This is a genomic window from Streptomyces sp. 6N223 (assembly GCF_052246635.1).
Lineage (GTDB): Bacteria > Actinomycetota > Actinomycetes > Streptomycetales > Streptomycetaceae > Streptomyces.
This window is the reverse complement of the sequence record NZ_JBQQCA010000038.1, coordinates 23,976-37,504: the sequence shown is the minus strand read 5'-3', so window position 1 is coordinate 37,504 and position 13,529 is coordinate 23,976. Positions and strand designations below refer to the sequence as shown.

The 13,529-nt window shown below is 77.5% G+C and carries 6 protein-coding genes; 5 read left to right on the top strand and 1 reads right to left on the bottom strand.

Annotated elements, in window-relative coordinates:
* Nucleotides 1-71 precede the first annotated feature (71 nt).
* The gene (locus ACTWQH_RS22175) at nucleotides 72-1,181 is read left to right on the top strand and encodes a DUF4037 domain-containing protein (protein WP_443288431.1); all 1,110 of its coding nucleotides are present in this window, start codon (nucleotides 72-74) and stop codon (nucleotides 1,179-1,181) included.
* A 9-nt stretch (nucleotides 1,182-1,190) separates the two neighbouring features.
* On the opposite strand, the gene ACTWQH_RS22170 is transcribed toward ACTWQH_RS22175, so the two are convergent.
* Nucleotides 1,191-8,660, bottom strand: coding sequence for an SDR family NAD(P)-dependent oxidoreductase (locus ACTWQH_RS22170; RefSeq protein ID WP_443288430.1), 7,470 nt, complete (start codon nucleotides 8,658-8,660; stop codon nucleotides 1,191-1,193).
* Between the two features lie 119 nt (nucleotides 8,661-8,779).
* Here ACTWQH_RS22170 and ACTWQH_RS22165 point away from each other — a divergent pair, with 119 nt between their 5' ends.
* The 4 genes from ACTWQH_RS22165 to ACTWQH_RS22150 are packed head-to-tail and all read left to right on the top strand — an operon-like array spanning nucleotide 8,780 to nucleotide 13,469.
* A complete protein-coding gene (locus tag ACTWQH_RS22165) occupies nucleotides 8,780-9,820 on the top strand; it encodes a 3-oxoacyl-ACP synthase III family protein (protein ID WP_443288429.1) in 1,041 nt (346 codons plus the stop codon).
* Nucleotides 9,817-10,800, top strand: a complete 984-nt coding sequence (locus tag ACTWQH_RS22160; protein ID WP_443288428.1) for an alpha/beta fold hydrolase — start codon at nucleotides 9,817-9,819, stop codon at nucleotides 10,798-10,800. Before ACTWQH_RS22165 ends, ACTWQH_RS22160 begins: the two co-directional genes overlap by 4 nt.
* Nucleotides 10,801-10,818: 18 nt before the next feature.
* Nucleotides 10,819-12,468 (top strand): AMP-binding protein, encoded by a 1,650-nt coding sequence (locus tag ACTWQH_RS22155; RefSeq protein WP_443288427.1) that lies wholly within the window; start codon nucleotides 10,819-10,821, stop codon nucleotides 12,466-12,468.
* Nucleotides 12,465-13,469 (top strand): NAD-dependent epimerase/dehydratase family protein, encoded by a 1,005-nt coding sequence (locus ACTWQH_RS22150; RefSeq protein ID WP_443288426.1) that lies wholly within the window; start codon nucleotides 12,465-12,467, stop codon nucleotides 13,467-13,469. The genes ACTWQH_RS22155 and ACTWQH_RS22150 overlap by 4 nt, the downstream gene beginning before the upstream one ends.
* Nucleotides 13,470-13,529: the final 60 nt, after the last annotated feature.

Genomic DNA, 13,529 nt, shown 5'->3' with positions numbered 1-13,529 from the left:
ACCGCCATCGAAGGCGTCAGAACGCGTTAAGCGGTGGCCCCGGCGGCGGGGCGTCCCGCACAGTCGGGGGCATGACGATCTCTGGCGCCGGCTTCATGCCCGGCATCGAGCTCTCCGGGGTCCTGTACGAGGAGGCGGTTCGGCCGATCCTCCGGGAGGCGTATCCGGGACTGCGGTACGCGGCGGCGCGCGTCGGCACCGGCTCCGAGGTGCTGGGCTTCGACACGCCGCGCTCAGCGGACCACGAGTGGGGGCCCCGGCTGCAGCTCTTCCTGACGGCCGGGGACCACGCCCGGCACGGCGCGGACATCCACCGCCTCCTGGCGCTGCGGCTGCCGAAGCGGGTGCGGGGCTGGCCCACCCACTTCCAGGAGAGCGACAATCCGCTGGATCCGAGCGGGATCATGCGGCCGACCGACGGGCCGGTCAACCACCGTGTGGGCGTGGACGATGTGGACGGGTGGCTGGCGAGGCAGCTCGGGCTGCGTTCGGCCGCGGCCGCCGCCGAACCGAGCGTGCGCGAGTGGCTGGCCATGCCGCAGCAGCGGCTCGCCGAGGCCACCGGCGGCGCGGTGTTCCACGACGGGCTCGGCACCCTCACCGCCGCGCGGCGCAGGCTGGCGTGGTATCCGGAGCAGGTGTGGCGGTACCTGCTGGCGTGCCAGTGGCAGCGCGTCTCGCAGGAGGAGGCGTTCGTGGGGCGCTGCGCGGAGGTCGGCGACGACATCGGCTCGGCCGTCGTGGCCGCCCGCCTGGTGCGGGACCTGATGCGGCTGTGCCTGCTGCTGGAACGCCGTTACGCCCCCTACGGCAAGTGGCTCGGCAGCGCGTTCGCGCAGCTGCCGGTGGCCGCGTCGCTCACCCCGTCGCTGCGCGGCGCGCTGGCGGCGGTGGACTACCGGGACCGGGAGGCGCACCTGTGCGACGCGTACGAGGCCGTCGCCTCGCTGCAGAACGCCGCCGGGCTCATCTCGCCCGTCGATCCGAAGCGCCGCCCCTACCACTCGCGGCCCTTCCTGGTGCTGCACGCCGAGCGCTTCGCGGACGCGCTCGCCCGGACCGTCACGGATCCCGGCCTCCGGGAGCTGCCCCTGGTGGGAGGCGTGGACCAGTGGGCGGACAGCACCGACCTGCTCGACCAGCCCCGCGCCGTGCGGGCGGCGGCGCACGCCGTCGGCTGAGCCGCCCGGTCACTGCGTGCGGCCGGTCAGCCGGTCGTACAGGAGCCGCGCCAGGCGGGCCGGCGTCACGTCGGTCGTCAGGTCGAGGGGGGACAGGTGCACGTCGAACTCGTCGCGGAGGCGGAGGAGGAGCTGCGCGGCCATCAGGGAGTCGACGCCGAACTGGTCCAGGGGGCGGTGGGGGTCGATGTGCGCGGCGTCCATGCCCAGCACGGCGGCGAGCTGCGCGCCGACCAGGCGCAGGAGGGTCGCGTGCGCCTCGTCGGGCGAGAGGGTGGCCAGGGACCGCAGCAGCTCGTCGCGCGAGTCGTCGGCCGCGAGGAGGTGGGCGGGGACGAGGGCGGCGTAGCGGGGGGCGCGCAGGGTCCTCATCAGGTGGGCGGCGCGGAGCCACTGGCAGCGGCCGACGCCGGCCACGGCGGGGCCGGTGCCGGGGCTGGTGCCGGGGCCCAGGAGGCGTTCGGCGGCGGCGAACGCCTCCTGGCAGGTGAGGGGTTCGAAGCCCATGGCGGAGAGGGTGTCCGCCAGGCCGGTGCGGGCGACGTGGCCGGTGTCGGCGATGGGACCCCAGGCGACGGCGGTGCCGGCCTGGCCGGCGGCGCGCCGGGCGCGGGCCAGGGCCTCCAGGTAGGCGTTGCCCGCCACGTACGGCGCCTGGCGCAGGTTGCCGAACCCGGCGGTCACCGAGGAGTGCAGCAGGAACAGGCCGGGACCGGCCCCGCGCGTCACGCCCGAGCCCGGCAGGAGGCCGGACAGGACGGCGGCGCCGGTCGCCTTGGGCGCCATGACCCGGGCGAAGCGCTCGCCGTCGAGGTCGGCGAGCGGCGCGTCGTCGTAGTGGGCGGCGGCGTGGACGACGCCCCGCAGCGGGTGTCCGGTGGCGTCGATCTCCGTCCGCACGCGCCGCATCGCCGCCGGGTCGGTGACGTCGGCGGCGTGGGCCGTGGCGGTGACCCCCCGGGCCCGCAGCCCGTCGAGGACCGCCGCCGCCTCGGGGGCCGCCTCGCCGCGGCGGCCGGTCAGCGCCAGGCGGCGGGCGCCGCGTTCGGCCAGCCAGGCGGCGGTCGCCGCGCCGAACCCGCCGAGCCCGCCGGTGACGAGATAGGTGCCGTCGGGGTCCAGGGCGAGGGCGGCGGGAGCCGGCACGACGGGCACGGGCTCGTCGAGCGGGTCGAAGGACACCACGATCTTCCCGGTGTGCCGCGAGTGCTGAAGCAGCCGGAACGCCTCCTGGACGCGGGCCGCCGGGTAGACGGTGTGCGGCAGGGGGCGGTAGGTCCCGTCGCGCAGGAGCGGGAGGATCTCCTCCCGCAGGGCGCGGCCGGCCTCGCTGTCCTTCTGGAACTCGCTCAGGTCGAAGGAGAAGAACGCCAGGCCGGCGCGGAAGGGCCCGAGCGGCAGCGTGCTGTCCCGGAGGATGTCCCGCTTGCCGATCTCCAGGAACCGGCCGCCGGGCCGCAGGAGTTCGAGCCCTCGGCTGATCGCCTCGCCGCCGAGGGAGTTGACGACCACGTCGATGCCCCTGCCGCCGGTGACGTCGCGGACGCGCGCGGCGAACTCCAGGCTGCGGGAGTCCAGCACGTGGCGGACGCCGAGCGAGCGCAGCAGCTCGCGTTTGGCCTCGCTGCCCGCGGTGGCGATGACCTCGGCACCGCGGGCCCGTGCGTACTGGAGGACGGCCAGGCCGACGCCGCCGGCGGCGCCGTGCACCAGCAGCGTCTCGCCGGGCGCGAGGCGGGCCTGGTGGGTGAGGACGTGATGGACGGTGAAGAGGACGACGGGCAGGGTCGCCGCCTCGGCGTCGGCCACGCCGTCCGGGAGGGGCCAGCACTCGTCGGCCGTGACGGTGGCGTGGGAGGCGAGCTTGCCGTCGCCGAGCGCGGCGACGCGGTCGCCGGGGGCGTAGCCGGTGACCCCGGGCCCGGTGTCGAGGACGACGCCGGCGCACTCCATGCCCAGGGCGCGGTCGCCGAGCGGCAGCAGGCCGTTGGCCCGCATGGCGTCGCGGTAGTTCAGCCCGACGGCGCGCACCTGGAGCAGGAGCTCGCCGCGGCCGGGGCGCGGCACGGCGGTCTCCCGCCAGGCGAGCCGGTAGTCGAGGCCGGGGTCGGCCGCCTCCAGGACGAACGCCGTGGCGGCGGCGGGCGCGGCGGGGAGCCGGTCGGCGGGGTGCTGGGTGTGGCGGGGGACGAAGCGGCCGGCGGGGGTGAGCACGACCTCGTCCTCGTCGGTGGGGGCGAGGAGTTCGGCGGCCAGGCGGCCCGTGCCGCCGTCGCCGTCACCGTCGCCGTCGCGGTCGCGGTCGCCGTCGCGGTCGAAGCTGATGCGGCGGACCGTCAGGTCGGGGTGCTCGTTGGCGAGCGTGCGGGCGACGGCCCAGGCCGCGGCGTCGACGGGGTGCGTGGGGCGTTCGGGCGCGGGCAGCAGGCCAGTGGGCCGGGTGACCAGCCACAGCCGGTCGCCGTGGCCGGCCAGGGAACGCAGCAGCGCGGCGCGGCGGGTGGTGACCTCGGTGACCTGGTCCTCGTGCTCGGCCAGCACCAGGACGACGGCGGCGGGCGGGGCCGGGGCGGGCAGGGCGGCGGCGGTCGTCGCCTGCGCGGGGCCGGGGAGCCGGTCCGCGAGGGCACGGCACAGGTAGGACTCCGCCTCGGTCTCGGCGACGACGAGCCAGGGGCCGGCCGTGTCCGCGGCGGGTTCGCCCCCCGGCTCGTCCCCCGGCTCTGCGCCCGGCTCTGCGCGGCGTTCGGCCTCCGGCCCGGCGGCGGCCAGCAGAACGGTGATCTCCCCTTCGCCGAGCTGGACCGGACCGGCGAACCCGGTCCCCGCCAGCAGCGGCGGCCACTCCTCGGCCGGCAGCAGCTGGCTGACGGGCCGCAGGTCGTGGTCGGCCCGGCGCCACAGGTCGTCGAGCGTGCCGAACGCCAGCGCCCGGGCCAGCGGGTCGTGTGACTCGACCGCCAGCAGGTGCCCGCCGGGCGCGAGCAGCGCGGCGACCCGGCGCAACGCGGCCGACAGGTCGCGGGCGGTGTGCAGGGCGTCGCCTGCCACCACCAGGTCGCAGCTGCCGTCGGGGAAGCCCTGCGAGGCCAGGTCGGCGTCCGGGTCCAGGCCCCGGCAGTCGACGAAGTCGTAGTCCGCGAAGCGGTGTTCGAGGCGGGTGAGGGCCTGCGCGGAGGCGTCCGTGCAGGTGTACGCCGTGCGCTCGGGCGGCAGCAGCGGCAGCAGCGCGGCGGTCAGGCCGCCGGTGCCGGCGCCGAGTTCGACGATCCTGAGCGGCCGGTCGCCGGGCCAGTGGGTCAGCGCCTCACGCAGCAGCGCCTGCGCGACCCGGTGGGCGTGGCGGCGCGCGGGGGCCACGTCGCAGAACTGCTCGTACGCCGCCTCGTGCGGCACCTCGCGCGGCGCGAGCTGCCGCCGTGGCGCGGACGCCGCCGTGCCGCGCAGCGCGGCCGGCAGGTGGCGGGCCTCCCTGACGAGCAGGTGGCTCTCGGCCAGGTGGGCGGGGTGGTCCTCGACGAGGGCGCGGAGCAGGTCGTCGTGGCGGAAGTCGGTGGTGGTCAGCCGCCAGCGGTCACCGCCGGCCCGCTCGGCGAGGCCGTGCCGTGCCAGCAGGGGCAGCACCAGCCGCACGAGGCGGCGGTGGCGCGGCTGGAGGCCGGCCACGACCAGGGCGGACATGCGGAAGGGCTCGGCCGGCTCGGGCAGCAGGCCGGCCAGGGCGGCCCCCCAGGCGTGGGCGCATGCCTCGGCGCGGGCGGCGGCGAACCGGTCGGGGCCGGTGGCGTGCCAGGCGTCGCGCAGGGCGGTCAGGCGTTCGGCGGCGGCCGAGGCCAGCTCGGCGGGGGCGGGCAGCGGCGACGGGGCGCACCGCTCTCCGGGGAGCGGCGCGGCCCGCAGCACGGTGCGCTGCACGGTGAGGGGGGTGTGGTCGGCGTTGGACAGCCGGCGCATGGTGAAGTCCTCGATGGCGGCGTGGACGGTGCCGTCCTCGCCGAACCAGGTGATGTCGGAGCGCACCTCGGTGGCGGTGCGTCCCCTCTCCACGAGGCGGACGAACCCGGTCCCGGGGATGCCGCCCCAGACGCGGACGGCGCCGAACGCCGAGGGCAGGAACGTGCGTTCCTCGCCGGCCTCGGCGGCGATGAGGAGGGCACCGAGCTGGAGCCCGGCGTCCAGCAGCACCGTGTGCGCGCCGTCGCCGGCGGTGGACTCGGGCGCCCGGTACGCCGCCAGGTACTCGCGCTCGCCCAGCCACGCGCGGGTGATGGTCTGGAACGCCGGGCCCAGCTGGAGCCCGATGCGCCGGCATGCGGCGTAGAAGCCGGGGCCGTCGAGCTCCTCGGGACAGCGGGCCCGCAGCGCCGCCAGCCCCGCCGCGTCCAGTGGGGCGGGGGCGGGATCGAGCAGGGCGCGCACCCGGCCGCGGGCGAGAGGGCTCGGCTGGCCGGAACGCCCCTGCCTGCCGCTGAGGTCGCAGGTTCCGTCGTCCGGGGTGAGGGCGAGGGACAGCCGCAGCCCGTCCGGGTCGGGCCAGTCCACGGGCAGCGGCCGGAGCAGCTCCAGGTGCCGGATCTCGGCCACGGTGTCCAGGGCCAGCCGACCGGCGGTCAGCGCCATCGCCAGGTAGGCCGCGCCGGGCATGAGCACCCGGTCCACGACGCGGTGGTCGCCGAGCCACGGCACGCGCTGGGGCTCCAGCGTGCCCTCCCACGTGGGGTGGGGGCTCGGCAGGCGGTCGCCGAGCAGCGGGTGGTCGCTCGCCCCGACGGGGAAGGAGGAGCAGTTCCAGTCGTCGCGGGGGCTCTCCCAGTGCCGCTCCCGCTGCCAGGGGTAGGCGGGCAGGTCCGCGACGCGGCCGGGACGCGGGAAGTACGCCTCCCAGCTCACCGGCGCGTGGGCGGCCAGCAGCGCGGCGACGGCGGCGGCAGTCTCGCGCGGTCCGTCGCCGTCGCGGCGCAGGGTGGGCACGTAGCCGGCGGGGGCGCCGCTGTCGGGCACCGTGGCGCGGCTCAGGTAGGACCGCAGCACCGGGTGGGGGCCGATCTCCACGAAGACGTCCGCCCCGTCGCGCAGGGCGTGGCCGACGGCGTCCGCGAACCGGACCGGCTCGCGGACGTTGCGCCACCAGTAGGCGGCGGTCAGGTCCTCGCCCGCGACCGGGGCGCCGGTGACGGTGGAGACGAGGGGGACGCGCCCGGCGCGGGGGGCAAGCCCGGCGAGGCCGGTCGTCAGGGCCTCGCGGACGGGCTCCATGGCGGCGCTGTGGAAGGCGTGGTCCAGGTCGAGTTCGCGGAAGAAGACCTCCCGCTCGCGCAGCCGGTCGCCGAGCCGGGCGAGGGCGTCGGCGGGCCCGGCCACGGTGACGTCCTGGTCGCTGTTGACCCCGGCGATCTCCAGGGCGCCGCCGAACCCGGCCAGCTCCTCGCGGGCGCGGTCCTCCGGGAGGCCGACGGCGGCCATGCGGCCCCTTCCGGCGGTGGCGGCCTGGGCGCGGCCGCGGACGGCGATCACCCGCGCGGCACCGGCCAGGTCCAGGGCTCCGGCGGCGTGGGCGGCGGCGATCTCGCCGACGCTGTGGCCGATGACCAGCTCGGGGCGCAGCCCGCGGGCGGCGAGCAGCGCCACCAGGCCGGCCTGGACGGCGAACAGCGCCGGCTGCGCCACCTCGGTGCTCCGCCAGCGCTCGGCGTCGGGCTTGCGCAGCTCGTCGGCGACGCTCCAGCCGAGGAGCGGCAGCAGCGCGGCGTCCGCTTCCTCGACGGCGGCGCGGAAGGCGGGCTCGGCCGCGAGCAGGTCGGCGGCCATGCCGGGCCACTGGGAGGCGTTGCCGGAGAAGACGAACGCCACCCGGGCGTGGCCGGTGGCCCGGGCGCGGCGGGCGATGGCGCCGGCCGCCGGCTCGCCGCCCAGGAGCCGGTCGAGCTGGGCGGCGGCGTCGCGCGGGCCGGCGGCCAGGACGGCCGCCCGGTGGTGGTGGGGGCTGCGGCGCCGGCAGGTGGTGTGGGCGAGGTCGTAGTACTCCTCGGGTGCCGCCTCGGCCAGGCGGGCGGCGACCTTCGCGGCGAGCTGCTCCAGCGCGGCGGCGGACCGGGCGGAGACGACGACGGGCAGCGGCCCGGCGGGCGGAGACGGACGTGGTGGGGCGGGAGCGCCCGCGGGCGGCGCGGCGACGATGGCGTGCGCGTTGGCGCCGCCGAAGCCGAAGGAGTTCACGCCGACGGCGGCCCGCTCGTGCCGGGCCAGCGGGCAGGGCTCGACGGTGGGCGCCAGGCCGAGCCCGGCGAAGTCGATGCGCGGGTTGAGCGGCGCGGCGTGCAGCGTGGCGGGCGCGGTGCCGTGGCGCAGCACGAGCAACGCCTTCAGCACGCCGGCGATGCCCGAAGCGGTCTCCAGATGCCCCAGGTTCGACTTCACCGAGCCGACGGGCAGCGGGCCGCGACTGCGGCGGCGGGCCAGGGCCCGCCCGATCGCCTCGGCCTCGGCCGGGTCCCCGGCCTGGGTGCCGGTGCCGTGCGCCTCGAAGTACACCAGGTCGTCGGGGCCGACGCGGGCCCGCTCGTACACCGCGCGCAGCAGGTCCTCCTGGGCTGCGGCGCTGGGCAGCGGCAGGCCGCGGGTGTGGCCGTCGCAGTTGGTGCCGGTGCCGGCGAGGACGCCGTGGACGCGGTCGCCGTCGGCGATCGCCTCGCGCAGGGGCTTGAGGATCAGCACGCCACCGCCCTCGGCCCGGACGAAGCCGTCGGCCTCGGCGGAGAACGCCGCGCACCGGCCGCGCGGCGACAGCATCGCCGCCTGGGAGAAGCCGACGAACCCGAAGGGGCTGAGCAGGACGTTGACCCCGGCGGCGACGGCCAGGCGGCTGGTGCCGTCCAGCACGGTGCGGCAGGCGCGGTCCAGGGCCACCAGCGATGACGAACAGGCGGTGTCGATGGCCATGCTGGGGCCGCGCAGGTCGTAGGCGTGGGAGATGCGGTTGGCGGCGACGCACGGCAGCGCGCCGGTCATCAGGTGCGGGCTGGACGCGTTGTCGCGCATCATCTGCACCTGGCCGTACGACTGGTCGCCGATGCCGACGAACACGCAGGTGTCCGAGCCGGCCAGGGATTCGGCGTTCAGGCCGGCGTCGTCCAGCGCCTCGGCGGTCATCTCCAGCAGCAGCCGCTGCTGCGGGTCCATGTACCGCGCCTCGGCCGGGGAGATGCCGAAGTACGCGGCGTCGAAGGCGCCGACGTCCCCGAGGAATCCACCGGCGCGCGTGTAGCTGCGGCCGGGACGCCGGCCGGCGGCGTCGACGAACCTGGTCTCGTCGAAACGGTCCGCCGGCGCCTCGCCGACCATGTCCCGGCCCTCCCGGAGCACGCCCCAGAGGCCGCCGAGGTCGGCGATGCCGCCGGGCAGGCGGCACGCCACGCCGATGATGGCGACGGCCTCGTCGGCGGCGTCCTTGTCCTTGTCCCTGTCCCTGTCTGAATTCACCCCGCGCCCCCTTCCCCACTTCTTGAACTGCCCGTGGCGGGAGGCGAATTAATCCCTCGAAAGGATGGTTTCATCGGAGAAGAACTGTTTGCGCCGGGCAGATCAGTACGGTGCGACACATGCCCCCTTCCCCCGGCGGACCCCCGCTCCGCGCCCGCCTCGCCGCGACGGCGGTCCACCTGCCGCCCCGCCACCGCACGATGGCGCAGACCCGGCAGCGCCTCATCGACCTGGGGAGCCCCTACGTCCCGCCGCCGGGGCTGCTGGAGGAGCTCACCGGCGTGCGCCGCGTGCACGAGAGGGACGACGGCCAGCAGGCGTCCGACCTGGCGGTCGAGGCGTGCGGCAAGGCGCTGGCCGCGGCGGACGCCGGCATCGAGGACGTGGACCTGCTGCTGTTCGCCTCCTCCAGCCAGGACCTGATCGAGCCCGCCACGGGCCACGTCGTCGCGGCCAAACTGGGCGCCGCCTGCCCCGTGTTCGACGTGAAGAACGCCTGCAACAGCGTCCTGAACGCCGCCGAGGTCGCCTCGGGGTTCATCGAGTCCGGCCGCCACCGCACCGTCCTCATCGCCTGCGGCGAGGCCGGCACCCTCATGACGCGGTGGCACGTCCCCGACGAGGAGGAGTTCACCCGCTGCCTGCCCGGCTACACCGTCTCCGACGCCGGCGCCGCCCTGCTGCTGACCGCGGGCCCCGCCGGGGAGCACGACCCGGGCGTGCTGCACCTGGCGTTCGGCTCCGACTCCACCGCCTGGGAGGCGTGCACCATCGCCGCGGGCGGCACGCTGCACGGGCGCCGCAACGACTGGGAGGTGTCCAGCCTCCGCCTGGGCGGCAACCAGCTGCGGGACGCCGCCCTCGGCGGCCTGCCCCTGGTGCTCGACCACACCGACGTGCTGGAGCGGGTGCGGGCCAGCGACTTCATCGCCGTGCACCAGATATCCCGGCCCGCCTTCGACGAGCTGGTCGCCGCCCTCGAACTGCCGCCGGAGCGCTGCCTGCCCACGATCGTGGAGCACGGCAACGCCGCGTCCGCCTCCCTCCCCCTCCAGCTGGTCACGGCCCGGGAGAGCGGCCTGGTCGAGCCGGGCGACACGGTGGCCCTGATCGGCCTGGCCAGCGGCTTCAGCGTCGGCCTGGCCCTGATCCGGCTGTGAGCGGCGCCGTGAACCCGCCCGCCCCGTGGCCCAGACCGCCGCTGCGCATCCACCCCGCCCGGCTGCCCGGCTACCCCGACCCGGCGTGCTGGCAGACGGTCCCCGCCACCGGCCAGCACTACGTCGACGCCGGCCGCGGCGACCCCGTGCTGCTGCTGCACGGCAATCCCGCCTGGAGCTACGTGTGGCGCCACCTGATCGCCGCCCTGCGGCCGGACTTCCGCTGCCTCGCCCCCGACCACGTCGGGTTCGGCCTCTCCCCCCGCCCCCACGACCCGGACCGTCCGCTCACCCGCTACCTGGACGACATGGACGCCCTGTACGCCCACCTGACGGCCGAGCGCGGACTGCCCGCGCGCGGCTGGACGTTCGTCGTCCACGACTGGGGCGGCCCGCTCGGGCTGTCCTGGGCGCGGCGCCGGCCCGGCGTGCTGCGGCGCCTGGTCGTCCTCAACACCACCGGCTTCCGCTGGCCGCCGGGCTTGCGGCTCCCGGCCGGGCTGCGCCTGATCCGCGAGCACCGGTCCGTGGCCCGCCTCGCCCACCTCACCAACGCCTTCCCCCGCGCCGCCGTCCGCGCCGGCGTCGTCCGCCCGATGCCCCGCGCGGTGCGCCGGGCGTACCTGCTGCCCTACGGCCGGCCGCGGCACCGGCGTTACGTCGTGGAGGTGGTGCGCCGCATCCCGCGCGGCACCACCGAGGAGATCTGGAACCTGCTCGACCCGGACGGCCGGTCCACCGCATGGACGTCCCTGCCCGTCTTCATCGGCTGGGGGATGCGCGACCCGGTGTTCACCCCGCGGGTGCTGGAGGAGTGGCTGCGCCGCCATCCGGACGCCCGCGTCCACCGGTACGCCGGCGCCGGGCACTTCGTGATGGAGGACGCCGCCGACGCGCTCGCGGCGGACGTCCGGCGCTTCCTCTCCGACACCGCCGACACCGCCGACGCCGCCGACGACGGTGCCGCCGACGTCGCGTGACCTCCCGGAAGGAGCAGCATGGACGAAACCATGGACGTGCCCGGGTTCTTCGACGAGGTGACGCGCCGGGTCCGCGAGCGGCCCGACGAGCCGGCCCTGCTCGTCGGCGACCGGGGCGGCGCCCTGCGGCCGGTGACCTTCGCGCAGGTGTACGGGGGGTGCGCCAGGACCGCCGCGGCCCTGCGCGGCGCGGGCGTGAGGCCCCGGCAGCGGGCGGTCGTCATGGCGCGCCACCCGTACCACATGGTGGTGACGGTCTACGGGCTGCTCGCCGTCGGCGCCGTGCCGGTGCTCATCGACCCGGGGCTGCCCCGGGCGGCGCTGCGGCGCTGCCTGGACGAGGTCGCGCCGGAGGTGTTCGCCGGGGAGCCCGCGGCCCACGTGGCCCGCCGCCTGCTCGGCTGGGCGCGGGGGCACGTCACCGTCCCGCTGGTCACCGGCCGCGCGATCCCCGGACTGGGCGGCGGGCTGCCGCCGGTGCCCGGCCCCGCGCCCGAAGGCCCCGGCGAGGGGCCGGCGTTGGACGCCCCGCCGGTCCGGCTGGACGACCTCGCGGTGATCGCGTTCACCTCGGGCTCCACCGGCACGCCGAAGGGCGTGGAGTACCGGTTCGAGACGCTGGCCGCCCAGATCCGCCTCGCCACGGCCGCCATGGGCCTGGAGCCGGGCGCGGTCCTCGCGACCGGCTTCCCGCCGTTCGCCCTGTTCGGGCCGGTCAACGGGGTGACGACGGTGGTGCCCGCCATCCGCTACCCCTGGCCCGCACGCACGCCGGGGGCGCGGATCGTCCGCCCGCTGCTGGCCAGCGGCGCCTCGGCGATCGGCGGCGGGCCCGCGGTGCTGCGGGTCGTGGCCGACCACTGCGCCCGCCACGGGCTGACCCTGCCAGCGGTGAGGCGGGTGTACTCCTTCGGCGCCCCGCTGCCGGAGCGGCTCGCCGAGGACTTCGCCCGCGTGCTGCCGCCGGACGCGCGCGTGATCAGCGTGTACGGCGCCACCGAGTGCCTGCCGGTCAGCCAGGTGGACGCCGCCGAGGCGAAGGCGGCGCGCGACGAGGCGGCGGCGGCGGGCGCGGTGGGCGCGGCGGGTACGTGTGTCGGCCGGCCGGTGCCCGGCGTCGAGGTCCGCATCGTCCCGGCCGGCGACGGCAGCGGGGACGGCGAGATCGCCGTCGCCGGGCCCAACGTCGCCCCCGGCTACCACGGCCGCCCCGAGGCCACCGCGGCGGCCCGCGTCCCGCACGAGGGCGGCGTCCTGCACCGCACCGGCGACCTCGGCCGGCTCGACGACGCCGGACGCCTGTGGTTCCTGGGCCGCGCGGCCGACCGCGTCACCGGCGAGGGGTTCACGCTGACCACCGAGGACATCGAGGCCGCCGCCGGCCGGGTGCCGGGCGTGGCGCGAGCCGCGCTCGTCGGCGTAGGGCCGCGCGGGCGCCAACGGGCCGTGCTGTGCGTGGAGCTGTCCGGCCGCCGGGGTCGTGCCGAACGCCGCGCCACGCTGCGCGCGGTGCGGGCCGCGCTCGCCGCGCTGCCCACCGGCCGCCACGTCGGCGAGATCCTGACGCACCGGCGTTTCCCGACCGACGTCCGGCACAACGCCAAGATCGACCGCGACCGGCTCGCCCGCTGGGCCGCGCGTCACCGGCGGCGGGAGGGGGCGCCGTGACGGTCCTGGTCACCGGCGGCAGCGGCTTCCTGGGGACGGAGATCTGCCGGCGCCTGGCCGCCCGCGGCACGCCGACGCGCTCCCTCACCCGCCGCCCGGCCGAGGCGCTGGCGGCCCTCGGCGTCCGCCAGTACCACGGCGACCTGGCCGACCCGGCCGCGGTCTCCCGCGCCGTCGCCGGCTGCGATGCCGTGATCCACACCGGCGCCCTGGCCGGGGTCAGCGGCCGGCTCGGCCCCTACCACGCCACGAACGTCACCGGCACGCGCAACGTCCTGGACGCCTGCCGCCACCACCGCGTGCCGTTCCTGGTGCACACCTCCACGGCGAGCGTCGCGTTCACCCTCCCGGGCCTGGTGTACGCCGACGAGTCCGCGCCCGTGCCCGAGCGGCACGCCGCGGCGTACCCGCGGACCAAGGCCGCGGCGGAGGCCCTGGTGACGGCCGGCGCCGACCGCCCGGGCGGCCCGGCGGCCGTCGTGCTGCGCCCGCACATCGTCTGGGGCCCCGGCGACCCGCACTTCCTCCCCGCCCTGCTGCGCGTCGTCCGTCGCGGAAACCTGGTGATGCCCGGCGACGGCCGTCACCTGCTCGACACCACCCACCTGCACACCGCCGCCCAGGCCCACCTGCTGGCGCTGGACCGCCTCCGCGCCGGGGCGCCCCTCGGCGGCCGGGTCTACTTCGTCGCGCAGGGCGAACCGCTGCCGCTGCGCGCGTTCGTCACCGCCCTGCTGGCGGCGGCCGGCGTACGCGCCCGCTGGCGCACCGTCCCCGCCCCCGCGGCCCGCGCGGCGGCGGCCCTCCACGACCAGGCGGCCCGGCTGCTGCGCTCCACCGCCACGCACCGGCTGAGCCGCCTCCTGGTCGACGAGCTGACGCACCCTCACTGGTTCGACCTGACCGCCGCCCGCCGGGACCTCGGCTTCCGCCCCGAGACCACCGTCGCCGAGGGCATGGCCGCCCTGGCCGCGGCCCACGGCGGCACTCGCCGTCGCTAGGCCGTCTCGTTCGGATCTTGGCGGGGCCCCGCCGCGGGCCGGTCGATCCGGCGGGATCGC